The sequence below is a fragment of the Xylophilus sp. PBN-3R genome, from assembly GCF_057747805.1.
Window position 1 is genome coordinate 1,088,363 of the sequence record NZ_CM173225.1, and the last position, 26,251, is coordinate 1,114,613.

24 protein-coding genes are annotated in these 26,251 nt (G+C 61.7%); 16 read left to right on the forward strand and 8 right to left on the reverse strand.

Features of this window, described 5'->3' with window-relative positions:
* Window positions 1-95: 95 nt before the first annotated feature.
* Together AC3ANW_RS04970 and AC3ANW_RS04975 are read left to right on the forward strand one after the other, a co-directional pair.
* Window positions 96-1,271 (forward strand): DegT/DnrJ/EryC1/StrS family aminotransferase, encoded by a 1,176-nt coding sequence (locus tag AC3ANW_RS04970; protein WP_488344096.1) that lies wholly within the window; start codon window positions 96-98, stop codon window positions 1,269-1,271.
* 20 nt (window positions 1,272-1,291) lie between these two features.
* On the forward strand, window positions 1,292-3,256 hold the full coding sequence (locus tag AC3ANW_RS04975; RefSeq protein WP_488344097.1) for a polysaccharide biosynthesis protein: 1,965 nt from the start codon (window positions 1,292-1,294) through the stop codon (window positions 3,254-3,256).
* A 47-nt stretch (window positions 3,257-3,303) separates the two neighbouring features.
* Here AC3ANW_RS04975 and AC3ANW_RS04980 read toward each other — a convergent pair whose 3' ends face one another.
* The 3 genes from AC3ANW_RS04980 to AC3ANW_RS04990 form a co-directional block, all read right to left on the reverse strand.
* A complete protein-coding gene (locus AC3ANW_RS04980) occupies window positions 3,304-6,159 on the reverse strand; it encodes a YjbH domain-containing protein (protein WP_488344098.1) in 2,856 nt (951 codons plus the stop codon).
* Between the two features lie 55 nt (window positions 6,160-6,214).
* Window positions 6,215-6,877: a YjbF family lipoprotein gene (locus AC3ANW_RS04985; protein WP_488344099.1), complete on the reverse strand. Its 663-nt coding sequence runs from the start codon at window positions 6,875-6,877 to the stop codon at window positions 6,215-6,217.
* Window positions 6,878-6,960: 83 nt separating this feature from the next.
* Window positions 6,961-7,224, reverse strand: a complete 264-nt coding sequence (locus AC3ANW_RS04990) for a hypothetical protein (protein WP_488344100.1) — start codon at window positions 7,222-7,224, stop codon at window positions 6,961-6,963.
* Between the two features lie 246 nt (window positions 7,225-7,470).
* On the opposite strand from AC3ANW_RS04990, the gene galE reads away from it, so the two are divergent.
* Together galE and AC3ANW_RS05000 are read left to right on the forward strand one after the other, a co-directional pair.
* Window positions 7,471-8,490, forward strand: a complete 1,020-nt coding sequence (galE, locus tag AC3ANW_RS04995; RefSeq protein WP_488344101.1) for a UDP-glucose 4-epimerase GalE — start codon at window positions 7,471-7,473, stop codon at window positions 8,488-8,490.
* A 4-nt stretch (window positions 8,491-8,494) separates the two neighbouring features.
* Entirely contained in the window at window positions 8,495-9,274 is a 780-nt protein-coding gene (locus tag AC3ANW_RS05000) for a YdcF family protein (RefSeq protein WP_488344102.1), read from the forward strand.
* Between the two features lie 7 nt (window positions 9,275-9,281).
* On the opposite strand, the gene AC3ANW_RS05005 is transcribed toward AC3ANW_RS05000, so the two are convergent.
* Window positions 9,282-10,871, reverse strand: a complete 1,590-nt coding sequence (locus AC3ANW_RS05005; protein ID WP_488344103.1) for an alkaline phosphatase D family protein — start codon at window positions 10,869-10,871, stop codon at window positions 9,282-9,284.
* 134 nt (window positions 10,872-11,005) lie between these two features.
* On the opposite strand from AC3ANW_RS05005, the gene AC3ANW_RS05010 reads away from it, so the two are divergent.
* From AC3ANW_RS05010 to AC3ANW_RS05040, 7 genes are all read left to right on the forward strand, one after another.
* On the forward strand, window positions 11,006-11,152 hold the full coding sequence (locus AC3ANW_RS05010; protein WP_488344104.1) for a hypothetical protein: 147 nt from the start codon (window positions 11,006-11,008) through the stop codon (window positions 11,150-11,152).
* Window positions 11,153-11,244: 92 nt separating this feature from the next.
* The gene (gene rfbB, locus AC3ANW_RS05015) at window positions 11,245-12,324 is read left to right on the forward strand and encodes a dTDP-glucose 4,6-dehydratase (protein ID WP_488344105.1); all 1,080 of its coding nucleotides are present in this window, start codon (window positions 11,245-11,247) and stop codon (window positions 12,322-12,324) included.
* Entirely contained in the window at window positions 12,321-13,208 is an 888-nt protein-coding gene (gene rfbD, locus AC3ANW_RS05020) for a dTDP-4-dehydrorhamnose reductase (RefSeq protein WP_488344106.1), read from the forward strand. The genes rfbB and rfbD overlap by 4 nt, the downstream gene beginning before the upstream one ends.
* 14 nt (window positions 13,209-13,222) lie before the next feature.
* Complete coding sequence (rfbA, locus tag AC3ANW_RS05025) at window positions 13,223-14,110, forward strand: glucose-1-phosphate thymidylyltransferase RfbA (RefSeq protein WP_488344107.1); 888 nt, start codon at window positions 13,223-13,225, stop codon at window positions 14,108-14,110.
* On the forward strand, window positions 14,107-14,655 hold the full coding sequence (gene rfbC / locus AC3ANW_RS05030) for a dTDP-4-dehydrorhamnose 3,5-epimerase (protein ID WP_488344108.1): 549 nt from the start codon (window positions 14,107-14,109) through the stop codon (window positions 14,653-14,655). Before rfbA ends, rfbC begins: the two co-directional genes overlap by 4 nt.
* A gap of 271 nt (window positions 14,656-14,926) precedes the next feature.
* Window positions 14,927-15,208 (forward strand): hypothetical protein, encoded by a 282-nt coding sequence (locus tag AC3ANW_RS05035; RefSeq protein ID WP_488344109.1) that lies wholly within the window; start codon window positions 14,927-14,929, stop codon window positions 15,206-15,208.
* Between the two features lie 108 nt (window positions 15,209-15,316).
* Window positions 15,317-16,096, forward strand: coding sequence for a TerC family protein (locus AC3ANW_RS05040; RefSeq protein WP_488344110.1), 780 nt, complete (start codon window positions 15,317-15,319; stop codon window positions 16,094-16,096).
* A gap of 19 nt (window positions 16,097-16,115) precedes the next feature.
* Here AC3ANW_RS05040 and AC3ANW_RS05045 read toward each other — a convergent pair whose 3' ends face one another.
* Window positions 16,116-17,222 (reverse strand): aromatic ring-hydroxylating oxygenase subunit alpha, encoded by a 1,107-nt coding sequence (locus tag AC3ANW_RS05045; RefSeq protein ID WP_488344111.1) that lies wholly within the window; start codon window positions 17,220-17,222, stop codon window positions 16,116-16,118.
* Between the two features lie 742 nt (window positions 17,223-17,964).
* On the opposite strand from AC3ANW_RS05045, the gene AC3ANW_RS05050 reads away from it, so the two are divergent.
* From AC3ANW_RS05050 to AC3ANW_RS05070, 5 genes are read left to right on the forward strand one after another with little or no spacing between them, the layout of a single operon-like run.
* Entirely contained in the window at window positions 17,965-19,014 is a 1,050-nt protein-coding gene (locus tag AC3ANW_RS05050) for a 3-oxoacyl-ACP synthase III family protein (RefSeq protein WP_488344112.1), read from the forward strand.
* Window positions 19,007-19,228, forward strand: coding sequence for an acyl carrier protein (locus AC3ANW_RS05055; protein WP_488344113.1), 222 nt, complete (start codon window positions 19,007-19,009; stop codon window positions 19,226-19,228). The genes AC3ANW_RS05050 and AC3ANW_RS05055 overlap by 8 nt, the downstream gene beginning before the upstream one ends.
* 4 nt (window positions 19,229-19,232) lie before the next feature.
* On the forward strand, window positions 19,233-20,300 hold the full coding sequence (locus AC3ANW_RS05060) for a 3-oxoacyl-ACP synthase III family protein (RefSeq protein WP_488344114.1): 1,068 nt from the start codon (window positions 19,233-19,235) through the stop codon (window positions 20,298-20,300).
* Window positions 20,297-21,085 carry an SDR family NAD(P)-dependent oxidoreductase gene (locus AC3ANW_RS05065; RefSeq protein WP_488344115.1) on the forward strand — a complete coding sequence of 263 codons (789 nt, stop codon included), beginning with the start codon at window positions 20,297-20,299 and terminating at the stop codon, window positions 21,083-21,085. The genes AC3ANW_RS05060 and AC3ANW_RS05065 overlap by 4 nt, the downstream gene beginning before the upstream one ends.
* 5 nt (window positions 21,086-21,090) lie before the next feature.
* Window positions 21,091-21,747 carry an acetyltransferase gene (locus tag AC3ANW_RS05070; protein ID WP_488344116.1) on the forward strand — a complete coding sequence of 219 codons (657 nt, stop codon included), beginning with the start codon at window positions 21,091-21,093 and terminating at the stop codon, window positions 21,745-21,747.
* Window positions 21,748-21,795: 48 nt separating this feature from the next.
* Here the strand turns inward: AC3ANW_RS05070 and AC3ANW_RS05075 are convergent, their stop codons facing one another.
* The 3 genes from AC3ANW_RS05075 to AC3ANW_RS05085 all read right to left on the reverse strand — a co-directional run bounded on the left by AC3ANW_RS05075 (window position 21,796) and on the right by AC3ANW_RS05085 (window position 26,173).
* Window positions 21,796-23,229, reverse strand: coding sequence for an NAD-dependent succinate-semialdehyde dehydrogenase (locus tag AC3ANW_RS05075; protein ID WP_488344117.1), 1,434 nt, complete (start codon window positions 23,227-23,229; stop codon window positions 21,796-21,798).
* An 88-nt stretch (window positions 23,230-23,317) separates the two neighbouring features.
* Entirely contained in the window at window positions 23,318-24,463 is a 1,146-nt protein-coding gene (locus AC3ANW_RS05080; RefSeq protein ID WP_488344118.1) for an SMP-30/gluconolactonase/LRE family protein, read from the reverse strand.
* A gap of 123 nt (window positions 24,464-24,586) precedes the next feature.
* Window positions 24,587-26,173, reverse strand: coding sequence for a DUF4394 domain-containing protein (locus AC3ANW_RS05085; RefSeq protein WP_488344119.1), 1,587 nt, complete (start codon window positions 26,171-26,173; stop codon window positions 24,587-24,589).
* Window positions 26,174-26,251: the final 78 nt, after the last annotated feature.

Consider the following 26,251-nt stretch of genomic DNA (forward strand, 5'->3'; position numbering starts at 1 on the left):
CTGTCGCATGGGAAGAATGCGATGGTTGGTGCGCGCGGGTTATTGCGAAGAATTTCGCAAACTCGGTGTTGGAATTAAAGAGATAAAGGTTTTTTATGTTGAACGAAAAGATTTCGCCGTGGCCTAGCTTCACCATGAAGGAAGCCCAAGCGGTGCAACGCGTGTTACTTTCCAATAAGGTGAATTACTGGACAGGCACCGAATGCCGCGATTTCGAAAAAGAATTCGCCAAATGGACTGGCGCGAAATACGCCGTGGCCCTGGCGAACGGCACGCTGGCCCTCGATGTTGCGTTGAAGGCCCTGGGCGTCGGCCCCGGTGATGAGGTCATCGTGACGCCACGCACCTTCATGGCAAGCGTTTCCTGTGTCGTGAATGCAGGCGCAATTCCGGTTTTTGCCGATGTGGAAGAAGCCAGCGGCAATTTATCGGCAGAGACCATCGCAAAGGTGATGACGTCCCGCACGAAGGCCGTGATCTGTGTCCATCTCGCAGGCTGGCCATGCGACATGGATCCGATCATGGCGTTGGCTGAGTCAAACGGCTTCAAGGTCATAGAGGATTGCGCACAGGCACACGGCGCTTCCTACAAGGGTCGCCCGGTCGGATCCATTGGCCATATCGGAGCCTGGTCTTTCTGCCAGGACAAGATCATGACGACGGGCGGTGAGGGCGGTATGGTCACCACCAGCGATGAATCATGGTGGCGCGCGATGTGGGAATACAAAGACCACGGCAAAAGTTACCAGGCCGTTTACGAACGTGCCCACCCTCCTGGTTTTCGCTGGGTGATCGAGAGCTTCGGCACCAACTGGCGCATGCTGGAGATGCAGGCCGTTATCGGCCGGATCCAATTGGGATACATGCCTGACTGGACCGCTGCCCGAAAGAAGAATGCCGATGCCATTTTTGACGCCGCACGCTCTCACTCGGTTGTGGCGGTGCCCTCCGTTCCCGAGGGTTCGGTGCACGCCAATTACAAGGCTTATCTCTACGTAAAGCCTGAACGTCTTGCCGAAGGCTGGACTCGGGATCGGATTGCGGAAGAAATTCAGGCTAAGGGTGTTCCCTGCTTCCAGGGTTCCTGTTCCGAGGTTTATCTTGAAAAGGCTTTCGACGGTACCGGTTGGGCGCCGGAAGAGCGTCTGCCTGTCGCGCGCCAATTGGGTGAGACCAGCCTGATGTTCCTGGTACATCCAACCTTGATGCAGGCAGAAATCGACAGGACATGCGCTGTCATCCATGAGGTTCTCGCCAGGGCCGCCGCCTGACGCTGTTTCTTGGTTTTCATATGCTCCGTTCCTATCTTCTCAGCCGGCCGCGCAGGGTTAAACAGTCATTTGTCGTATTCGTCGATGTTGTGACCAGCCTGATCGCGGTCTGGTTGGCTTTTTCATTGCGACTCGACCAGTGGCATCAACCGCATGGTCAGCAATGGATCGCTTACGCGATTGCGCCGGTGCTCATGTCCGCGGTATTCATTCCTCTTGGTTTATACCGGGCAGTGTTTCGTTATACCGGCATGGTGGCGATGCAGACCGTGGCCGTGGCAGTCTTCTATTTCTGTGTGCTTTATGCGCTCGCGCTGTTCACGCTGAGATTGGGCGGCATGGCAAGCGGCATACCTCGCTCATTGCCCTACGTCACGTTTTTTGTCCTGCTCGGGCTTATCGGGATGGTTCGCTCGAGCGCGCGGGTTTGGCTCAGCGATTTGTCGGGTACCAAACGCAACGGCCTGCATGCGCAGCGGGTCATCATCTACGGCGCGGGTTCGTCGGGTGTTCAGACCGCACGCGCAATGGCTGCGGCGCCTGAGTTTGCGGTCAAGGGTTTCGTAGACGACGAAGCGGGGCTTCAGGGCCGCAGCATCAACGGCTTGCCCGTATATGCACCGTCGCAGATGAGCGAGGTACTGCGCATTCACAAGGTCGAAAGCGTTGTGCTGGCAATGCCATCGGTCAGCCGGCTGATTCGAAATCAGATTATCGAAAGGCTCCGTGCACATCCGGTGCATGTGATGACGTTGCCGGGTCTGGGTGATCTGGCGAGTGGCCGGGTACGCCTCAGCGACCTGAGGGAACTGGACATCGAGGACTTGTTGGGGCGAGACCCGGTTGAACCCGATCACGCCCTGCTGACTGCCAACAACTTCGGCAAGGTGGTCTTGGTAACCGGTGCGGGGGGATCCATCGGCAGCGAGTTATGCCGTCAATTGATCCGGGTTCGGCCCCGCACACTGCTGCTGGTAGATACGAGTGAATTCGCCATGTATGCGATTCACCGTGAACTTGAAGGCCTTGCGCGGCTGGATACCGAACATTCGGTTCAGCTGGTTCCTTTGCTGGCATCGGTACGCGATCGCGATTTGATGCGCAAGATCATGGATGCCTGGCGACCTGACACGGTTTACCACGCGGCTGCCTATAAACATGTTCCGCTGGTTGAACATAATCCGGCGCAGGGCATCGAGAATAATGTTTTCGGTACTTTACGGACTGCGCTGGCGGCGCGTGAGTTCGGGGTTGCCAATTTTGTATTGGTGAGTACCGATAAAGCGGTGCGCCCGACCAACATCATGGGCGCCAGCAAACGCCTTGCAGAGCTTGCATTACAAGCGCTGGCGGACGATGAAGCCCACCATGCGGCCCGCACGCATCAAGGAAGTGGGGTTTCTACCCGTTTCAGCATGGTGCGGTTTGGTAATGTTTTGGGGTCGTCGGGTTCGGTGGTTCCGCTGTTCCGCGAACAGATCAAGATCGGTGGGCCGATTACCCTGACGCATCCGGATATCACCCGTTATTTCATGACCATTCCAGAAGCCGCGCAGCTGGTGATTCAAGCCGGCGCGATGGCCACGGGTGGCGATGTATTTGTGCTGGACATGGGCGAGCCGGTCCGAATTATCGATCTGGCCAGCAAGATGGTCGAACTGGCCGGTTTATCGGTCAAGAGCGACTCAAATCCGAATGGCGATATTGCCGTTCTGGTAACCGGCTTGCGTCCTGGCGAAAAGCTTTATGAAGAACTGCTGATCGGCGACAACCCGATGCCGACCAGCCATCCTCGCATCATGAAGGCGCGAGAAGATTTTCTGACCTGGGAAGATCTGCGGTTGCAGCTGGATCTGCTGGATGCAGCTTTGGTGTCTAACGACGTGGCAGCGCTGCGCGGCCTGCTGCAGCGCCTGGTGTCCGGGTATCGGGCTGCGGATTCGATCGTGGATTGGCTGCACTGCCAAAACCGCTTGAAGGCCTGAAAAAACGCCGGCCGTCAGGCCGGCCACAGTGGCTTAGCAGAACCCGATCAGTTCCCGGTGCGGGGTTTAGGCATGTCGCCTGCATAGGGCGCAATGCGGAATGCCGACCGGTCCATCTGGTCGGTCATGTTGTAGAGCGACTGCGCACGTGCGAGTTTTGCGCCGCCGTCACGCAACAAGGGTTGCCATAGGATCGTGCCGCTGCTGCTGCTGGACCTCGGCAATATCGCGTCGAACGGAAAGCTGACGTAGATGCCCTTGTCGAAACTGCCTTCGCCGAACTGCGCGGCCGAAACATTGGTCTTGGTGGCATAAGCACCCACCACCACCCCGTTTGAGAATCGGCGGCTGATATCCACGGTCACGCCGCGGTCTCCTGCAAGATATTGCCCGGCGCTGATCTTGGCGCTGACATCGTTCCAGCCGGTGTCCCAATAGAGCGTGCCGTGGCCGGTATTGACTTCATAGTCACGGAAACTGAAGTCCTGGCTGAATCCGCGCTGCCGGACACGATTGGCATCCACGCCGAAAGCCATCGAACTGCCGCGCGGCCGATAAAGATATTCACCACCCACACCACCGAACATCGATTCGAGCAAGCCGCCATAAACCATCGCGAAATGGCTGTCGCCGAGTTGTTCGGCATGGGTCAGCTGCAGGTTGCTGATGGTGAAACGCGATGTGGTCGCATATTCACGCACAAAGGTTCGTACGCGAGGCAGTTCGCTGCTCGCGGTGAATTTGAACTTGTCGTAGTTATCCAGTACCCGCAAGTTGGCCGACCCGTTGATAAAGGTCCGGTTGGTAATCTTGTATTGGAACCCGCCCCGCACTCCCAGCTGGTACAGCAAAAAGCTGTCCGGGCCGCCGAGTGACTGCCACAGGCTCGGGCTGATGCTGGTCGTCAGGTCACCCGTGCGGTTGACCCAATCCAGCTTGCCGGCGGGCCGCACCACGGCATCCGGGTCCAGCGGGCCGGTGAGGAATTCGCCGTTGCGTCGGCGCCGCAGTTCAGGCGACAGGCCTTCGTTGTGCAGTGCCACCCAATCCTGCCGATTGATTTCCTTGGAGCCCAGCCGCAGCCCGCGGTTGCGGAAGTGAATGGCAAAGCGGCCCACGGTGTCGGGTGCATCGCGATTGAGGACGGCGACCAAACGGTCGAGACGCGTCGATGCATACCGGGGGCCGGTGCTGTCGACCTCGACGTGCAGCGTTCCGCCCTGTCGCCAGAGGCTCTCGATGCTCCAGCCGGTCAGGCGCTCCATGTCGACGACGCTGGATTGCCATTCGGGGTCTCCACTGGGAGCTTTCGAGTTGGCCGATGGCATCGGCGGGTCGAATAATTTGGGTGAACCAAGCGTGTCCAGGCCGCCATGCAGCGTGATGCCGAACATGGCCCGATTGCCGCGTTCGATGCCGGCGCTCAGGTCGATGGCCTTCGAATATCGGTACACCACACCGACGTTGAACGGGCTTTTCTGCTCGATGGGGTTGGCGAAAGGCTCGTTCTTGTAGTTGTTGCCGTCGTACTCCAGTTTCATCACCAGCGGATCCCAGGGCGTTTGCCACTGGACGCCGCCGAACAGGCTGGTAGGACCGCGGAAGTAGTTGTTGCCGGTCGTACCGCCGCTGCCAAAACTCTGTGTGCCGCGATTGGTGAACCGGTCGCTGATCAGCGAAAGCGGGTTTTTGATATTGCCTCGCGCGCCTGAATAGCCCCAGCCGAGTCCCAGACTCATGTCGAAATCGCCTGCGCGTTTGCTGGCGACGACATATTCGCCGGAAAACAGGCCGGTGCCGCCCAAATCGCGCGCGCCGACGGCTAACTGGGGTACCCAGCGGCTTTCCTTCAGCAAGCGGACCTTCACGTCCACGCTCTTGTCTTTATAGGACTGACTGGTGATGGTCTGGGTGCCGTCGTATTCCTGGTTGCTGATCTGTGTATAGCGAAAGCCGCCCTCCAGCCATTCCAGAGGCTGCAGCATTACCGTTGCCTGGGTATAGGGCTGCGTCCGACTGTAGGTAAACCGAACATCACCCGCAGGCCCCATGCGCGCAGACGGCGTCTGCATCAGGCCGATCTCGCCCCAGTCGCTGGCCGTCAACGGCAGGTCTCGGTTGCGGGATTTCGCCACGTTGCGCTCCGCCTCGGCCGGCGCGCCGACCGGCCGGCCGCCGCCATCCGCAGCCACGCCCTGGGTCGCCAGCAGCTTGATCAGGTCGTCCGAAAACGCTTCCGGAATGCCGCTGCTGCGCCCCGGTGCCCAGATCCAGGCGCCGGCCGCAGGTGCCTCTTGTGCCTGCGCGTTCCAGATGCCGGTGCCGTACCTGAAGCTGCGACCATCGGGTTGGGCGATCCAGACGACGTCGGGCAGTGTCTCGTCGGACGAACAGGCCCGCACATAGTCCAGCGCCAGCACGCCCGCTCGGTAAGGCACCTGGCACAGGGCGCCATCGGTGCGCACCACGGTCGCGGTGAGCGGGCGGCGCGGCAGGTCCACGGTTTGTCCCAGCTGCAGCACCGGGTCGTCCTGCGGATTGACTTCGAGCCAGCGCTCGTCCGGGTTGGCCAGCACGCTTCGGCCGGTGACCGGCAGTGCGCGCAACCAGTGGGCCAGCGATTCTCCATCGGGGACATCCCTGGCAGGCAGGCGGCCCAGCAGCGCCGACAGCTTGAGCTTCAGTGCTTCTTGCGCCGCGCGTTCTTCCGGCACGTTCCAGCGCAGGCCTGTGGGGTACACATCCGCGGATGCCGGTTGCCGTTTCAGCCAGGCGCTCAGGCGTTCGCCGGCCACCACGGGAACGGACGAGCCCGTGACCGCCGCCTGAGCAGTGAAGGCCACGCTGCCGGCGACCAGCAGGCAGGCAGTGTTGCGGCAAGCCTTGCCGACCGGCGAAAGCACGAATGGAAAAGAGAACCGGGACAAGCTCACCTCGCGGCGTACGAAAGCGGATGACCTACAGCGACGCGGGCGTAGGGGAGGGGGCCGGGATGGCCGCAGGCCAGGCCTGCAAGGTGAGGCACAGGCTGCTGGACAGGCACTGTTCGGAATACACGACACGTTCGCCCTGGCCCGACATGTCCACGGCAAAAATGGCGGTCGGCAGGCCTGGCACATGGCCTTGCGCTGCGGTGCGTTCCTCGAACCATTGCAGCCGGTCGGGCGGGATACCGACCAATGCGGAATTCTTCGGCGGGGCGACCGGCACGATGCTCACATCGTCGCGGGTATCGACCTGGTAGCCCGGCATCACGTCACGTCTGCGCTGGTAACGGCCATTGCCTGCGAGCGCGGCGCGCCAGGAAGGCACTTCGCCGAACCGCACCGAGCGCCAGTCGGTGCCCAGACCCGCAGTGCCGGCGAGCCGTCCGTTCCACAGGCGCAGGGTTTCTTTTTCTGCGCTGTACCAGACCTGGGTGCCGGGCTGGGGCGTGGCATCCACATAACCCAGCACCATCAAGACGACGTTCTTGTTTCCCGTGACCCGCAGATATCGCAGGTTGGGGTTCAGCCGGGCGGTGTCGGCTTCGGGCGCCCTGACCATCTGCCGGACCGAATCGGTGAGCGCCGTGGTGCTGGCGCTGCAACCTGCGACTAACGCGCCGACGGTCGCGGACAAAACCGCGAGCACCAATGACAACGGGGGCAAAAACCGGCTTTCGCCGGTCTTTGCCCCCGCAGGCGCAGAAGCGCGATGCACTCTTAGCGGGTGCCGGTAGCGGTGGTAGCGGTGTTGCCGTCCGAAGAAGACGACGAAGCGGCAGCAGCCACGGCAGCGGCAGCGACCACACCAGCGGCAACGACGCCGACCGACAGGCCGCCGATGGCGCCTGCGGTAGCAGCACCTGCACCTGCACCGGCACCGCCGCCAGCGGCAGCGCCGGTTTGGGCTTGAGCCTGCGACAGCAGGGGTGCGGCCACGAGGCCGGCAGACAGAACAATAGCGAGCAATTTGCTGGACTTCATGGCGCTTTCCTTTAGAGGTGCTGGTAGGGAGTATTGACCACGATCGTAACACGGGTCCACAAGCACTGGTCAGTAGTTACAAACGACTCGGATCGTATGTTGATTTTTTTAGTGCTGCTGCCGGGCCGGCCACCCCGAATTCATTCCGGGCTGCCGCTAGACTGCTGGCAATTCCGAATTGTCACAACCCGTAATCGTGTTCGCCATGACCCACGGCCCACGTGTGCGAATCTTCAGAAAGACATCGTGAGCTCTTCTGTTTTGCTGACCGGCGGCGCCGGTTATATCGGCAGCCACACCTTGCTGGCCCTGCATGCCGTCGGGCTGCGCCCTGTGGTGCTGGACGACTTTTCCAACAGCCAGCCCGAAGTGCTGCACCGTCTGGCCGAATTGACGGGCGAGCCGGTCGTTTTCGAGCAGGGCAGCATTTTCGACAGCGCCACGGTGGAGCGCCTGGTGCGCCAGCACGATGTGCGTTCGGTCATCCATTTCGCCGGATTCAAGGCGGTCGGCGAAAGCGTGGCCGACCCGCTGAAGTACTACACCAACAACGTCGCCGGCCTTACTGCCCTGCTGCGCACGCTGCAGAACACCGACTGCCGCACCCTGGTGTTTTCATCCAGCGCCACGGTGTACGGCGATCCGGCCACGGTGCCGATCACCGAAGACTTTCCGCGCCAGGCGACCAACCCCTACGGCCACACCAAGCTGGTGTGCGAGGACATCCTGGCGGCGGTCACTACCTCCGATCCGGCCTGGCGTTTCGCGGTGCTGCGTTATTTCAATCCAGTGGGCGCGCACCCCAGCGGCCGCATCGGCGAAAGCCCGCGTGGCATTCCCAACAACCTGATGCCTTTCGTGTCGCAGGTAGCGGTGGGGCGCCGGCCTTTCCTGCAGGTGTTCGGCGACGACTATCCGACACCCGACGGCACCGGGGTGCGTGACTACATCCACGTCTGCGACCTGGCCGACGGACATGTCGCAGCGGTGCGGCATCTGCTGGATGGCGGCGCGGGTTTCACCGTCAACCTCGGCACCGGCAGGGGCAGCAGCGTGCTGGACATCGTGAAGGCCTTCGAGGCCGCCAGCGGCAGGCCCATTCCCTACGAGGTCGCGCCGCGTCGCGCGGGCGATGTTCCGGCCTATTACGCAGACCCCTCCATGGCGCAAAGCCTGCTCGGCTGGACTGCCACCCGCACGCTGCACGACATGTGCCTGGACACCTGGCGCTGGCAGGAGGCCAATCCGCAGGGTTACGAGGACTGAGCCGGTGTTTGTCGTTTCCAAGCTGCTCGGTGCGCTGACGCAGCCGCTGACCTGGGTTTTTCTGCTGATGCTGTTCGGCCTGCTGCTGGGCCGGCGCAATCCGGCTCGTGGGCGCGGGCTCTTGTGGTTTTGTTTGCTGGTCGTGTTGGCGCTGGGCTGGCGACCTTTGCCCGACCTCTGGGTGCGCGCGATCGAACGGCAGACTGAGGCACCAGCCGTGCCTTCGGACCCCAAATGGTCGGGTTACGCCGGCGTGGTCGTGCTGGGTGGCGCGCTGGAGAACTCGTACGTGCGTGACGGCAACGGCCAGGTGGGCCTCAACCGGGCGGCCGAACGCATGACCATGGCGGTCGCCCTGGCAAGAGCGCATCCGAACCTGAAACTCGTCTTCACTGGCGGGGACGGCAACCTGCTGCGGCAGTCGGAAACCGAAGCCGCGCAGGCGCGCCAGTTCTTCACCGAAATGGGTGTCGCGCCCGAAAGGCTGGTTTTCGAAGGGGTGTCACGCACCACCTATGAAAACGCGATCTATGCCGCACGATTGCCGGGTGTGGACATCCACCAGAAGTGGATTTTGCTGACGTCGGCCTGGCACATGCCGCGCTCCCTGGCGACCTTCGAAAAAGCCGGCTGGCAGGTCACGCCCTATTCGGTGGACTACCTGACCGGCGAGAGGACTCCGTGGAACGAATACGCCATGGCGAGCTCGCTGCTGCAGTGGCAGACCGGCATCCACGAGACGCTGGGCCTGATGGCTTACCGCCTCAAGGGCTACGCCCGGTAGGCGGCGTTCATTTCGCCGAGATGCCCGGCCGGCCGTCCCGCACCTCGAACCGGGCCAGCGTCGACACCGCGCTGTCGGCGCGTTCGATTTCGTCCACCGTCCGCAGCGTGGTCTGCCAGAGGCCGGCGGTCAGTTCCACCAGCCCGTAACCGCGGCGTTCGCTGTTGGCGAAAACGATCTGGGGGTTGCGCTGCATCAGCGTGGCGATGCGCGCCTGCGACGCGCCGGACTGCGAGCTGATCGACGTTCCGCAGAACTCCGATGCGATCACGGGGGCATCGGGCCGGTCCTGCGCATGGATGTCGCACACATAGTTCTGATGGATGTCGCCACCGACCAGCACCGTGTTGCGCGGCCGGTGTGCGGCCACCGAATCCAGCAGGCGTTGCCTGGCGGCCGGGTAGCCGTCCCAGGTGTCGGTCGGCACCGGGCTGTTGGCGCCGCCGTAATGTCGCGGTGAAAACAGGGTTTGCTGGGCCACGATGGTCCAGCGCACCCTGCCGTCGCGGGCGTCGGCGGCAATGCCCTGGTCCAGCCAGTTTTCCTGGGCCGCGCCCAGCAGGGTGCGCGCCGGGTCTTGCAGCGCCGCGCAGTCTGCGGGTTTGACGGTGCCGGTGCTGGCGCCGGTCCCGTTGGCCGAGGTTTCCCGGCAGGCCTGCAGGTCTCGAAACTGCCGGGTGTCGAGCAGGTGAAAGTTGGCCAGCCGCCCGAAACCCTGCCGCTGATGCACCCGCAAGGCGTCGTTGCCACCCAGGCCGGCCAGGCCGCGCACCAGCGCGCTGGCTGGCAACGGCATGTTTTCATAAAAAGCCTGATAGGCGGCTGCGCGCTGGGCGGCAAAGCGGGCCGGGTCGGCGCGGCCGTGGTCGCCGGCGTAGTCGTTTTCGACTTCGTGGTCGTCCCAGGTGACGATCCACGGGCAGGCGCGGTGCGCGGCCTGCAGGTCTGCATCGCTTTTGTGCAGGGCGTATCGGTCCCGGTAGTCCGCCAGCGAAACGGCACGCGCCAGCTGATGGCTGCGCGGCATCGGCGTTTTCGGCTCACGCGGCGATGCGTATTCGTAGATGTAGTCGCCCAGAAACACCACCAGGTCGGGCGATTGGGCCGCCACGTCGCGCCACGCGGCATAGAAACCGTGTTCCCAGCGTTGGCAGGATGCGAAGACAAAACGCAGGCGGTCGGGCAGGGTGTCGGCACCCGGCGCGGTTCGGGTGCGGCCGGTTCCACTTGCCGCGTCGCCCAGCAGGAAGCGGTAGAAATACCAGCGTCCGGGCTGCAGGCCCTGCACTTCCACATGCACTGCATGGCCGAGTTGAGGCAAGGCGTTTGCATCCCCTGAAGCCACGATGCGGCGGAACCCTTCGTCATGCGCGATCTGCCAGTGCAGCACGACGCTGGCGAGCGGCGAGGGCAGGGCGGCGGCTGCGATACGGGTCCACAGCACGACGCCGGTTTCGGTGGGGGCGCCGCTGGCGACGCCCATCGCGAACGGGTCGGCCTGCGCGCCTTTGCCGGCCCAGGCATGGCTGATCGGCAGCGGGCCGGCGGCGGCGACGAGTGCTTGCCGGAGTAGAAGTCTTCTGTCCATCGGCGGCATTCTGTCCTCGGCAATGGATCGGCATTTGCCGTTCGTCGTCGGACAAGGCCGTTTGATCCATTGCGTCCACCAAAAACGTCGAGACATCGGCTTTAATGTTTCATCGCATCGCCACCACGACTAAGACACGACCTATGTCCAAGACGTATCGCCACGATCCGGAGCCCCGTGTGAAACCCCGCGCCCTCAAGCGGCTGCGACAACGCGAGGCGATGCAGCAGTCGCGGTCGCTCGAATATCCCCAGCCGGAACCTCCGCCGACCTGGAAGCCGATGGGCTGATATGCCGACTTGGTGCTTCGGCGCTATGCAGCTGTTGCAAATTCCCTTCATGTGTATGGAACAATCCAGGTTCTACACACAGAGGACGACCCATGATTTTGGTGACGGGCGGAGCGGGTTTCATCGGCTCCAATTTTGTTCTGGACTGGCTCGCAGGCAGCACCGAAGGTGTCGTCAACGTCGACAAGCTGACCTACGCCGGCAACCTGCAGAACCTGGCTGAAGTCTCGGCCAACCCCGGCCACGTGTTCGTCCAGGCCGACATCGGCGACAGCGCGGTGCTGAGCGGTCTGCTGGCCAAATACCAGCCACGCGCCGTCGTCAACTTCGCTGCCGAATCGCACGTCGACCGCTCCATCAGCGGCCCGGCGGCCTTTATCGAGACCAATGTTCTCGGCACCTTCCATCTGCTGGAAGCGGTGCGCGCCTATTGGTCGGGCCTGGCAGAAGCCGACAAGTCGGCCTTCCGCTTTTTGCATGTGTCCACCGATGAGGTCTACGGCACGCTCAGCAAGACCGACCCTGCCTTTGCCGAGACCAAGGCCTACGAACCCAACAGCCCGTATTCCGCCAGCAAGGCCGCCAGCGACCATCTGGTGCGCGCCTGGCACCACACCTACGGCCTGCCGGTGCTGACCACCAACTGCTCCAACAACTACGGCCCGTTCCATTTCCCCGAAAAACTGATCCCGCTGATGATCGTCAACGCCCTGGCCGGCAAGTCGCTGCCGGTGTACGGCGACGGCATGCAGGTGCGCGACTGGCTCTATGTCAAGGACCATTGCAGCGCCATCCGCCGGGTGCTCGAAGCCGGCACGCTCGGCGAGACCTACAACGTCGGCGGCTGGAACGAGATGCCCAACATCGACATCGTCAACCATGTCTGCGGCCTTCTCGACGAAATGCGCCCGCGCGCCGACGGCGTCAGCTACAGCACCCAGATCACCTATGTGAAGGACCGGCCCGGCCACGACCGCCGCTACGCCATCGACGCTCGCAAGATCGAGCGCGAACTTGGCTGGAAACCGGCCGAGACCTTCGACACCGGCATCCGCAAGACGGTGGCCTGGTACCTCGCCAACGGCGAATGGCTGGCCAACGTGCAGAGCGGCGGTTACCGCGACTGGGTCGCAGCCCAATACGAGAACACCACCGAGCAGGCGTCGGCATGAAGATCCTGCTGCTGGGCAAAGGCGGCCAGGTCGGCTGGGAACTGCAGCGCGCCCTGGCGCCGCTGGGTGAACTGGTGGCGCTGGATTTCGACAGCACCGAACACCATGCCGATTTCAGCCAGCCGCAAAAGCTGGCCGAGACGGTGGCCGCATTGCGGCCTGATGTCATCGTCAATGCCGCCGCACACACCGCCGTCGACAAGGCCGAAAGCGAAAGCGACCTGGTCCGCGCCATCAACGCCGAAGCTCCGGCCGTGCTGGCCAAGGCCGCCGCTCAAATCGGCGCCTTGCTGGTGCATTACTCCACCGACTACGTGTTCGACGGCAGCGGCGACCAGCCCCGCGCCGAAGACGCAGCCACCGGCCCGCTGAGCGTTTATGGCCAGACCAAGCTGGAGGGCGAACAAGCCATCCAGCAGTCTGGCGCCAAACACCTCATCTTCCGCACCAGTTGGGTGTTTGCAGCCCGCGGCGGCAATTTCGCCAAGACCATGCTGCGCCTGGCCGTCGACCGCGAACGCCTGACCGTCATCGACGACCAGCACGGTGCGCCGACCGGTGCCGAACTGCTGGCCGACTGCACCGCCCATGCCATCCGCGCCACCCTGGCCGATGCCTCCAAGGCGGGCCTGTACCACCTGGTGGCCGGCGGCGAAGTGACCTGGAACGGCTACGCCCGGTTCGTCATCGAGCAGGCCCGCGCCCTGGGTGTCGAGCTGAAGACGACCGAGGTCGCCCCGGTGCCGACCAGCGCTTTCCCCACCCCCGCCGCACGCCCGCTCAACTCGCGCCTGGATACCCGCAAGTTCCAGCAGTCCTTCGGCCTGGTGCTGCCCCACTGGCAGGCCGGCGTGGCACGCATGCTGCGCGAAATCCACCCCTGAAAAAGCAGAAGAACATGACCAATCGCAAAGGCATCATCCTGGCCGGGGGTTCGGGCACCCGCCTGCACCCGGCCACCCTGGCCATCAGCAAACAGCTGCTGCCGGTGTATGACAAGCCGATGATCTATTACCCGCTCAGCACGCTGCTGCTGGCCGGCATCCGCGACATCCTGATCATCAGCACACCGCAAGACACGCCGCGTTTCCAGCAACTGCTGGGCGACGGATCGCAATGGGGCATCAACCTGCAGTACGAAGTGCAGGCCAGCCCGGACGGCCTGGCGCAGGCCTTCCTGATCGGCGAGAAGTTCCTGGACGGCGCTCCCAGCGCGCTGGTGCTGGGCGACAACATCTTCTACGGCCACGACCTGCACAACCTGCTCGACGCGGCCGATACCAGCCCGGCAGGCGCCACCGTGTTCGCCTATCACGTGAAGGACCCGGAGCGTTATGGCGTGGTGGCCTTCGACGAGACCGGCAAGGCCAGCAGCATCGAGGAAAAGCCCGCCGCGCCCAAGAGCAGCTACGCGGTCACCGGCCTGTATTTCTACGACTCCGACGTGGTGCGCATCGCCAAGGAAGTGAAGCCCAGCGAGCGCGGCGAACTGGAGATCACTGCCGTCAACGAGGCCTACCTGAACGCCGGAAAACTCAGCGTGCAGATCATGCAGCGCGGCTATGCCTGGCTCGACACCGGCACGCATGAAAGCCTGCTGGAAGCCGGCCAGTTCATCGCCACGCTGGAGCATCGCCAGGGCCTGAAGATCGCCTGTATCGAAGAGATCTGCTGGCGCCAGGGTTTCATCGATTCGGTGCAGCTGGAGAAGCTGGCCGCACCGCTGAAGAAGAGCGGCTACGGCAAGTACCTGCAGCATGTGCTGAACGAAGGGGTGCGCGCATGAAGGCCACCGCCACCGCCATACCCGAAGTGCTGATCATCGAACCCAGGGTGTTCGGCGACAGCCGCGGTTTCTTCTTCGAGAGCTTCAACCAGACCGCCTTCGACGAAGCCGTCGGCAACCATGTCGATTTCGTCCAGGACAACCATTCGCGTTCGGCCAAGGGCGTGCTGCGCGGCCTGCATTACCAGATCCAGAAACCGCAAGGCAAGCTGGTGCGGGTGACGCGCGGTTCCGTCTATGACGTCGCTGTCGACATCCGCCGTTCGTCGCCTACCTTCGGCCGGTGGGTGGGTGTCGAGCTGACCGAAGACAACCACCGCCAGCTGTGGGTGCCGCCGGGTTTCGCGCACGGTTTCGTGGTGACCAGCGAGTCGGCAGATTTCCTGTACAAGACCACCGAGTTCTACGCGCCCGCGCACGAGCGGGCCATTCTGTGGAACGACGCGGACCTGGGCATCACCTGGCCCGACATCGGCATGGCGCCGCTGCTTTCCGGCAAGGACGCAGTGGCGAGTCCGTTCAAGACGGCTGAGACTTTCGCCTGATAAAGTGCGGCGTCGCGTGATGAGCGCGACCGGGATTGGCGTCCCGTTTTGACACTGACGGCTAAGGCCGTAAGTAACTGACTTAAACCGCGTGGACTGCGGCCTTTTCATTCGATTCGCTTATGGCGGCTCGAGTGGGAGGGCTCGCGCCCTGCCGGCTCTTTCGTTAGTGTCACCGGTACGCCAACCTGTTCGAGCCGCCGCCAATTCATCGCTGTCGATGGCCTGGCGGCGGTTTCCCTTTGCGGAAATCGACGATCAGGACACAGCCATGAAGACCCCCGACTTTCACGTTTCGCCGGATGGGCACCCCCAGGACGACGCGATCGCATTGATGCGTGAGGTCTGCTGCCTCGCCAACACGGCGATCCGGCTTTCCCGCGACCGGCTCGGACTGGTGGACGACACCGACGACGACGATCTGCACGACCGCCTGCAACTGATGCGCCAGACCCTCGGCCGCATCGGCTGGGTGGCGGACGTGGCCATGCGCAAGCTCGGTGATACCGGCGCCTTCGCCACCGCCGAAGACTGGATGCTGCCAGGCGTCTGATCTCTGTCTTCCGGCTCGGCGGACAGCGCAAAAAGCGGGTCTGTCCGACGCCGGCCGGTCTTGCCGGTCACGCATCATCGCGGCTTCAAAAACGATTCCGTCCGCACCATGCAAAGCCTGCAAGCCCTGTTTTCCGACCCGGCCGCCTGGGCCGCTCTCCTGGCCTTGCTGGTCATGGAGATCGTGCTCGGCATCGACAACCTGATCTTCATTTCCATCCTGTCGAACAAGCTGCCCGAACACCAGCGCAAACGCGCACGCCGGCTGGGCATCGGCCTGGCGCTGGGCTTGCGGCTGGTGCTGCTGTCGATGATCGCGTGGCTGGTGGGGCTGACAGCGCCGGTGTTCGACCTGGGCTGGTCAGGTGGTTTGAATGCGGCGGGTGTGCCCAGCTTCGAGACCCAGTTCTCCTGGCGTGACCTGATCCTGATCGCCGGCGGCCTGTTCCTGATCTGGAAGGCCACCAAGGAGATTCATCACACGGTGGATCCGGTTCCCACCGGCGATGTGTTCGACACCAAGAAGGCGGTCGGCATCACCTTCGCGGGTGCGCTGGTGCAGATCATCCTGCTGGACATGGTGTTTTCGATCGACTCCATCCTGACGGCTGTGGGCATGACCGACAACCTGGCGGTGATGGTCATCGCGGTCATCGCCGCCGTGACGGTGATGATGCTGGCCGCCGACCCCCTGGCCAACTTCATCAACAGGAACCCGACGGTGGTGATGCTGGCGTTGGGTTTCCTGCTGATGATTGGCGCGGTGCTGATCGCGGACGGCTTCGGGGTGCATGTGCCCAAGGGCTACATCTATGCGGCGATGGCTTTCTCGACCGTGGTCGAGGGCCTGAACATGCTGGCGCGGAAAGGGAGATCCAATGCGGGCTGAACTTTGGATCCGCGACGTTTCATTCGCTCGCTTCTTCTTTAATGCAATGGGCGCGGTACGACGCCCGGAAATGCTGGAGCTTGCTTTCTGACGGAAGTGGGTATTCCAGAGGATCGCTGCTCCACGAGTTCGGTGCTACGACTTTGCAGATGTCGTTGTCTTCTTCAAAAACCTGCCGATTCATTTCGCCACTGGATTTGAAAAGAATGTCTGAGATGGTCGCCGGTGCCTTGGGTTTCCGTTGTGCGCCGTAAAGCCTGCTTGTGAAATTCGCCTGTCCCGCACTTTTGCCTGGGAAAAAATTCTGCAGCGACCAGGACAAGCCGTAGGTCGAAGAAAGCATCGTGAACGGGAAGAGATAGATACTCTGATAGCCTTGGTAGGCGTCCTCCACATCAAAAAAGCGGCAAGCGGTTTTCAACTGTTTTGCCATGGTGGCATCGCCGACGGGAGCAGACCAGACCGAGTTGACTCCATAGAAGTCATTGGTTCCGTCTTCCAGACGAAGTTTGCCGAGGGAGTCTGGATGAACAAAACCGATATGTTCCGGCTCCAACGCATTTTCCATCGCTATTTGCCAAGAGCAGTCGTACGTGTAGCGATTAAAATCGTAGCGTCCTGCGAGCTGGAATGAGATGTTTTCAAGCATCGGCATGGTTTCGGCCAACTGCTCGTCCAAAGGCATCTTCGGATCGGCCGACACGAACAGGAAGTCCGCGCACCACTCAGTCTGAAGCTGGCGCAGGCGGATCTTGCAATCAACCAATGACTGTGGCGCTCCACCGGTCAACTTCCCCTCGCGGTAGGTCCAGCCGTGATAGGTACACGAGGCGACTGCGTTGCCATGATCACCGGTGAACAGCCGAGCGCCTCGGTGCCGGCAAAGATTATCGAAAGCGATAAACTCGTTTGAGTCATGGTGAATCACCAACTCGTCGCCTAGCCAGTCAAAACGAACGAAATCTCCTTCATTTGGCAATTCACTGCGGTGGCAGACCAAGTGCCAGAACGTATCTCTCAAGTGCCTTGCTTCCAATTGAAAAATGTCTTCTTGGGTAAGGATTTTTTTTGCTGTCCGGCCATTATTAAAAACTTGAACCGGGGATATTTCAATTAGATTTTTCATAAGAATTTTTGCTGATCGTTAAAAAGCCAATTGATCAGGGTTCATCCGTCGCCCTGAATAAAGCGTAGTGCCTGCATTGCCAAGAACTAGACCGACTTAATAACCCGACAACGTTTGCAACTGACCAAGGTGGAATTAAATCGTAACTTTGGCCTCAGGCAGATTCGCCAATTCTACAAGTGCCCCATTGAGTCCTCTACAAGGGGTGCGCCTGATGGGTCTCTTGCTCGGGGAAGTTTGCTGCCCTACCGCGCAGGGTTGAGCGGACGACAGAAGCCAGTTGGAGGGGCGATTGTCCTGTTGGCGCACCCTCGCGTCCGGACGCCCCGTTCGTCCTCGGTCATGCGAATCCAACGCATGGAGATGAGATTCCCGAGAATTTGGTTGCAATCTGCAACAAAAACTTGAGCCTCCGCAAGCGTCAAGCACTGACCGAAAGCGTGCCTTTCGCCGACACGTCACACTCAAATGGCACTATTGGTGATCAAAGGCGCCCGGTTCAGCCTTGCACACTCAAAGTGCGTCTGTGAGCGCCATACCGAAACGAGGGACGGCCTATGTATCATGATGCCCCTGACCCGGGCTCATTGTTCGTTGAGGGATGCATTTGTGCGCGGGTGCGTTGCTGCCTTTGGTGGGGACAAATGCCGCCTCTCCTCCTGGACGAGCCTGGCGTGGGCTGATTATTTGATGGCGTTGATAGCGGCATCCGCTGATTTTGGGATCTTCATCGCCGCAGGATATGTACATGAAAATAAAACTATTGGACTTTGCTGGCTATTTGCCTGCGGCGCAGTTGAGTAATGATGAACTGGAAGGTGTGTTTCCGGACTGGACTGCAGAAAAGATATTCGAAAAGACGGGTATCAAAACCCGGCACATCGCGGCAGCCGATGAAACGGCAGCGGACATGGCCTATAAGGCCGCCGAGGCCCTTTTTGAGCAGCAGCGCTGTAGGCGGGAAGATGTCGATTTCTTGATCTTCGTCACACAGGCGTCTGACCATGTTCTTCCTACTTCTGCGTGCATATTGCAATCCAGGCTAGGCATTTCCCGTAGCGCCGGCGCCCTGGACATAAACCTGGGATGTTCGGGATATGTTTACGGTTTGGCCGTTGCGAACGGGCTACTGCAATCCGGCGCTGCAAAATGCGTATTGCTTCTGACGGCAGATACTTATTCTAAATATATCCATAAGCTAGATAAAAGCGTTCGTACGCTTTTTGGTGACGGTGCAGCGGCGACTATCGTGACCAGCCAGCATTCCGATGATCGCTCGGCGCTCGGTCCTTTTGTGTTTGGTACCGATGGCTCAGGCGCCCGTCATCTTATTGTGCCTGCGGGCGGGTTCCGTTTGCCGCATAGTGAGCAAACTGCATTGGAAGGCACCGATCAGTCCGGAAATGTCAGAAGCCAGGATAATCTGTTCATGAACGGTTCGGCGGTGATGTCATTTACCTTGAATGAAGTTCCATCAGCGCTGGACAAACTGTTGGAAGTAGGACATCTTGCAAAGGAGGATGTGGATTATTTTGTGCTGCATCAAGCGAATAGGTTCATGTTGAACGCCCTTGCAAAGAAAATGAAAGTTGATCTGGGTAAAGTTCCGATAGTGATGGAAAATATTGGAAACACCGTTTCATCTTCTATTCCTTTAGCCCTTGTTGAAATGCGGGCGAAAGGATTTCTCGATGGCCCTAGAAAATTGGCGTTGATTGGTTTTGGCGTCGGATATTCTTGGGCTGCATGTTTGTTGGATATAAATATCGATATTGGACGTAAATATGAATGAGTTTAACGAAGGTCTGGCCGAAATTCTCGAAATCGATGTCGCCAAGATTCAGGCTGAGATGGAATTGGGCGACGGCTGGAACTCCCTTGCTGTGGTTTCCACCATCGCGCTTGTCGATGACTGTTTTGGTGTCGTTCTCGAAGGCGAGGATCTTTATGAATGCGAAAAAGTCGGCGATATTCTGGCGCTAGTAGAAAAACTCAAGAAGGCTTAATTTCATGTCGGCATCGGCCTCATCTCAATCGAACAGCGTGATTACCACGCACGGCGCGCGAGTGGCTGGCGTGGTTTCCTGCGTGCCCACGAATATCGTGGGCAACGATCATTTCGAATCGCTTTTTGGAAGTGAGGCCGTTGCTGCTGTCGCCGAGATGACCGGCGTCAAAACCCGGCGATGGGTCAGCAGAGACCAGACCTCGGTCGATCTTTGCTGCGTTGCAGGCGACCGTCTTTTGGAGGCTTTGGGATGGGACGCTGCGTCGATCGACGCAATCATTTTTATCTCACAGACGCCGGATCACAGACTACCTGCCAGTGCATGCATCATGCAGGACCGTCTGGGATTGGCGCAAAGAGTCATAGCACTGGACATCAACCTGGGTTGTTCCGGATACCCCTATGGTCTATGGCTGGGTTCCATGATGATCCAGAGTGGCGCGGCATCCCGAGTGCTGCTGGCGGTGGGCGACACCATCAGCAAGATCGTCGATCCAAAAGATCGCTCTACTGCCATGCTCTTCGGCGATGCCGGAACGATGACTGCGCTGGAAAAAACCGACGGTGGCGGCGGTGAGATGACTTTTGTATTCGGGTCGGACGGCAAGGGTGCAAAACATCTGGTGGTACCTTTGGGAGGAGCACGAACGTCGACTGAAGCGGACCCGCGTCTGGCGGACCGTGACCTCAATTGTCTTTATATGGATGGTGGGCAGATATTCAATTTTACGTTGCGTACCATTCCGGGCCTGGTGAATTCTCTCACGACGGCGAGTGGCAAGGCCATCGCGGATTACGACGGATTTCTTTTCCATCAGGCCAATGTTTTCATGCTCAATCATCTTGCCAAGAAATCGAAATTGCCTGCCGACAAGGTGTTCAAGAATATCGAGAGCTATGGCAATACCAGCTGTGCGTCAATTCCTCTTCTCATGACGAGTGTGCTGGTCGACAAGCTGAAGGCCGGCCCCATGAATCTTGCGATGTTTGGTTTTGGGGTTGGCTATTCGTGGGGCGCAGTTTCGCTGACCACCGATCCCCTTTGTCATGTGGAAACCATTGAATCATGAGCATATCTTCTGACGAAATATCCGGTGTTTTTTCTAAAGATTGCCTGAAAGGCAGGAGTTTCCTTGTAACGGGAGCATCCTCCGGTATCGGACGTGCAGCCTCTCTGATGATGGCTAGCTGTGGTGCCCGCGTCATCGCAGCGGGCCGTGACGAAACACGTTTGAATGAATTGGCTGACGCTCTTGGTCCCGACAGTGGCCATGTCACAAGCCAATTCGGCCTAACTGGGGCTGACCCGACAACCGATTGGGTAAATCAATTGGCAGTCGAGCATGGGCCGTTTAATGGAATATTCCATGCCGCAGGTGCTGAATTGATCCGGCCCCTTCGAATGACAAAACAGGCGCATCTGGAGTCTTTGTTTTCCTCCAGTCTTTATGCCGCTTTCGGTTTGGCGCGTGCAGCCGCACAAAAAGGGGTCTGTATCGACGGTGCTTCCGTTGTACTGATGTCTTCGGTCGCTAGTTTGCGCGGCCAACCCGGTCTGACGGCATATTCGGCTTCGAAAGCGGGAATCGATGGCATGGTGCGCGCCGCCGCTTCTGAACTCGCGCCGAGAAAGATCCGGATCAACTCGATTGCCGCCGGCGCAGTGGAAACTCCCATGCATGGGCGTATCGTCGGAAACAGTGGTGGCGCCGCAGCGGCTGAGTATGAAAAGCAGCATCCGCTCGGATTCGGCGCTCCTATGGACGTTGCAGCTGCGGTAATATTCCTTTTGTCCGATGCATCACGCTGGATTACTGGCAGCACGATGTTAGTGGATGGCGGCTACGCGGTCTGAGTTAAATGAAAAAGAAGATTATTTTGGTAGGGGCTGGGGGATTCGGTCGCGAGGTCTTATGCTGGGCGCATAACGCCCGTTTTTCCGATCCAGATGCTGGCGGTATATACGGTTTTATCGATGCGGTCGATGCTTTGAAAGGATTCGATTACGACGTTCCATATCTCGGAACCATCCGTGACCATGTGCCGGCAGGCGATGAAGTTTTTTTAATGGGTATCGCGACATCCGCGTCCAAAAAAGCAGTTGCCGAACAGCTGAAAGCCAACGGCGCGCGCTTTGTTTCCATGGTCCATGACACGGCAGTAGTGGCTTCGACCGCAAAGATCGGTGAAGGCGTAGTGGTGCTGCCCCAGGCAATCATTTCGGCCGATGCGAAGGTGGACGACTTCGTGACCGTTAATGCCTTGTCCAGCATCGGCCACGACGTTGTAATGGGCAAGTACTCAACCCTGAGTGCGCACGTGGACGTAACAGGCGAAGTTCAGGTCGGCGATAACGTTTTTTTTGGAACCGGCGCAAAGGTCATGCCCCGAATTCGCGTAGGCGCCGGTTGTGTGATCGGTGCCGGGTGCGTCGTGGTTAGATCGGTTCCAGCTGGTGCTACCGTATACGGCTTGCCACCCAAACGACTCGCGGCACGGCCTCATAAGGCTGCGTGATCCGGGCGGAATTCTCACCTCCGCAATACGATGCGGAGGCAAGGTGCATCAAACCCCGACCTGGGTCACCAGCTTGGTATTGAGATAGGACTCGATAGCCTCGCTGCCCCCTTCGGAGCCATAGCCGGAATCCTTGATGCCGCCGAACGGCAGCTCGGGCAGGGCCAGGCCGAAATGGTTGATGGAAACCATGCCGCTCTCGATGCCCTGGCCGACCGCGGTGGCCGTCTTCAGGGACCGGGTGAAGGCATAGGCAGCCAGGCCGAAAGGCAGGCGGTTGGCTTCGGCCAGCGCGTCGTCCAGCGTGGCGAAACGGGCAATCGCAGCCAGCGGACCGAAGGGTTCGTTGTTCATCACGTCGGCGCTCAAGGGCACATCCGCCAGGATGGTCGGCGCGAAGAAGTTGCCCTTGTCGCCGATGCGGTCACCGCCGGTCACCACGCGCGCGCCGGCAGAACGCGCGTTCGAGACCAGCGCGGCCATCGCATCCACCCGGCGCGGATTCGCCAGCGGTCCCATGGTCGTGCCGGCCGCCAGGCCATCACCCACCTTCACGCCCTGGATGGCTTCGCTGAAGGCCGACACGAACTGGTCGTACACAGCGTCCTGCACCAGGAAACGGGTGGGCGAAACACACACCTGACCGGCATTGCGGAACTTGCTGCCGGCCAGCATCTTTGCCGCTGCGACCACGTCGGCGTCATCGAACACCAGCACCGGTGCGTGGCCGCCCAGTTCCATGGTGATGCGTTTCATGTGCAGCCCGGCCAGCGACGCCAGCTGCTTGCCCACCGGGGTGGAACCGGTGAAGGTGATCTTGCGGATGACCGGATGCGGGATGAGGTACGAGGAGATCTCGGCCGGGATGCCGTAGACCAGGTTCAGCACACCGGCAGGCAGGCCGGCGTCGACATAACAACGGACCAGTTCGGCACAGCTGGCCGGCGTTTCTTCCGGGCCTTTCAGGATCACCGAGCAACCGGCGGCGATGGCCGCAGATACCTTGCGGACCGCTTGGTTGATGGGGAAGTTCCAGGGCGTGAAGGCCGCCACCGGTCCGACCGGTTCCTTGATGGCCATCTGCGTGATGCCTTCGCCGCGCGCCGGGATGATGCGGCCGTAGGTGCGGCGGGCTTCTTCTGCGAACCATTCCATGATGTCCGCCGCGGCACGGGTTTCCATCAGCGCTTCGGCCAGGGGTTTGCCCTGTTCCTGGGTCATCAGCGGTGCGATGGTTTCAGCGCGTTCGCGGATCAGGGCGGCGGCTCGGCGAAGCAGTTGCGAACGTTCGTAAGCGCCGACCTTTTTCCAGGCCTTGAAGCCCCGGTCGGCGGAATCCAGTGCGCGGTCCAGGTCTTCACGGGTGGCATGGGCCAGCTGGCCGATGACGGTGCCGGTGGCGGGGCCGTGGATCGGAAGGGTCTGGCCGTTGCTCGAAGCAGTCCACTGGCCGTCGATGAAAAGGGAAACGTCTTTGTACATGGTCGGTCTCTCGAAAGAATGGGTGCGAATAACGCACAACATTATTGCGAGAGACCTGTGGCGGCGTGTGACCACGCCGTCATGTCCCTCAGGGCATGGCGATGCGGAACAGGGTGGTCGGCAGGGCGTCGGGGTTGCCGGGCTTGTACCAGCTCATGTCCTGGATGCGGGAGCTGGTGACATACAGCGCGCCGTCCGGCCCTTGCGACAGGGTGTCGGGCCAGCGCAGGCGCGGATCCTGCACCAGGGTCTTCAGGCCGCCGGCATCACGCACCTTCACCGAGTTGTCTTCCGGCGAGGTGACGTACAACCGGCCGTCCCGGCCGAAGAGCAGGCCGTCGGCCGGGCCGTTGTCGCCGACCTTCTCGACCAGCGAGGGCAGGCGCGCCGCCATGGCCGGGCTGGTGAGTGCGCCGGTCGGCACGCGGTACAGGGTCCGGCCCTTGATGGCCTGCCAATACAGCATCTGGCCGTCCGGCGACAGGGCGATGCCGTCGGCCGAGAACTCCACGCCGCGGCCGTCGGGGCGGCGCAGTACGCCGCCGTCGGCCTTCACCTGCACAGCCTTCTCAGGCTGGGTGCTGGGGTCCCCGTCGAGGACGCGGCGGGCGGTGCCGCGGCCCAGCTCGACCACCACGATGGCGCCGCGGGCACCCGAATCGGTGATGTAGGCGGTGCCGCCGTCGGGGCTGAAACGCACGTCGTTCAGATAGCTGCCCTGCGGCGCGACGGTGGGGTCGAAGGAAACGGTCTGCAGCACCTGGCTGGTCTCGATGTCGATCTTCACCAGCTTGGGGCCCATCGGCACCACCGCGCCCTGGGCCGGCGCGCCGGCGTCGAGCACCCACAGGTTGCCCTGGCGGTCGGCCACCACGCTCTGCACACACACGAAATGGTCGATGGCGGTCATCTCGTCCTTGCGGGCATTGCGCCAGGCGTTCCATTCGGCGTTGGGGAAGGCACGCATCGAGCCGTCGCTGCGCACTTCGGCGACCGACACCGGAGCGTCTTCCGACCAGCGCGGGAAGTTCACGAAGATGCGGCCGTTGGGCGACACCGTGACGCCGGTGACCTGGCTGGGGAATGTCGCCACGGTCTGCAGCACCGGCGCGCCGGGGGGCGCAACGGTGGTCGGGCCGGGCTGCGCACAGGCGGCGAGCAGCATGGCGGCGGCGGCCGACACGGCCAGGGGGAGAGTGGAGAAACGGCGCTGGCGCCCGGTCTGCTGGTGCATGGAAAGCCTCTGATGGATGTGAGGCGCCACGCTATGCAACCGGGCGTATTGCCACTGTCGGCCCGTGCCGACAGCGTAGGTCGGCGTGCAGCCGACGCCGCATTCCGACCGGCGGCCCGCGGGTCAGAAACGGATCGCGACGTCCTTCACGGCCGGCCCGCCCGCACCGCCGATGAACGACAGGCTGGCCGCACCGGTGTTGCGGTACAGCGTGGCCGCGCCGGTGGTCAGCGACACGGTGTACAGGCTGAACGGACCGGTGCTGCCGTTGCGCAGCGCTGCCAGCACCAGACCGTTGGCGCCGCCGGCGATGTCCACCGCCGCCCGGCCGCCCAGGGCGAATCCGATGGGGCCGACATCGACCAGGGTGCCGTCGTTCGGCGGGTTCTGCTGGGCCAGCACATTGCTGTTGCCTTCGATGTCGTACAGCACGGTGGCGGTGCTGGCCGCGAAGCTGTTGGTATAGGCACCGGCCAGCACGGTGGGGGCCACGCCGCGGTTGATGACACCGTCGGTGGTGGTGGCGCCGGTGTCGACGTTGATGCGCAGGTTCTGGCCGGTGTTGCCGATCACCCGCAGGCGGTCGGCCACCGGATTGAAGTCGACACTGAAGCTCGCGCCCGTGAGGCCGGCATAAGGCAGGGTGGTGTCGGTGGCGTCCGCTGCCAGCGTGACGGGTGCGGTGGCGGCGCCGGTGTCCGGGTCCACCGTCAGCAACCGGCCGGCCGAGGTCAGCGCATACAGGCGCGCGTTGGCCGGGCGGAAGTCGATGCCCAGCACGGTTTCGCCGGCAGCCAGGCCGGTGATGGCGACGTTGGCGGTGAGGGTGTTGGGCGCCGACGGCGAGAAGGCCGCCAGGCGGCCGTCGTCCGTCAGCGCATAGGCGCGCGGCGTGGCGGGCTGCACCAGGGCCAGGCCGCTGACGGTGTCGGCGATGCCGATGGCGCCGACCAGCGTCGCGCCGCCGGTGCCGGTCAGCGGCACGGTGTACAGGCGGTTGGCGCCGCCGACGGTGACGGCTGCATAACCGCGGTTGTTGCGGGCGTCGATGTCGAAGCCGTTGGCGGCGTCGAAGGTCACGCCCAGCGGCACCGGGCTGGCCTGGGTGCCGTTGTTGGGCGGGTCCTGCAAAAACAGCGTGCCGGCTGCGGCGTCCAGGTTGTAGAGCTGGGTGCTGGTAGTGCCGTCGAAGCTGTTGGTATAGGCCGATGCCGAGATGCTGGCCGGCGCGCCGTTCACCGTGCCGTCGACGGTGGCGACGCCGGTGGTCACGTCCACCCGCAGGTTCTGGCCGGTGTTGCTGACGATGCGCAGGCGGTCTGCCATGGGGTTGAAGTCGACGCCGAAGGATGTGCCCTGCAGGGCGACCGACAGGATGGCGGCAGGCGTCAGCGTGCCGGTGGCAGCGTCCAGTGTGAAGATGCTGCCCAGATTGGTGACGGCGTAGAGCGTGTTGGTGGCAGGCCGGACATCAATGCCGATCAGGCGTTCGCCGCTGGCGAGGCCGCGCACCGGCAGGTTGCTGACCAGCGTGCCCGGCGTGGCGCGGTTGAACGAAATCACGCGGCCGCTGGTGGTGATGGCGACGGCATCACCCACGGCTACCGCGGCCGGAGCGCCGCCGTCACCGCCGCCGCCGCCGCCGCAGGCGATCAGCGATGCGGTCGCGACCGCGGCCAAAAGGGAAAGGGAGAAACGCTTGTTCTGCATGTTCGTGTCCAGTTGGAATTGACGAGGTGCGCAGCGTTTCTTCAAGCGTTGTTTTTGGCCGCGCCCGGACACTACCCG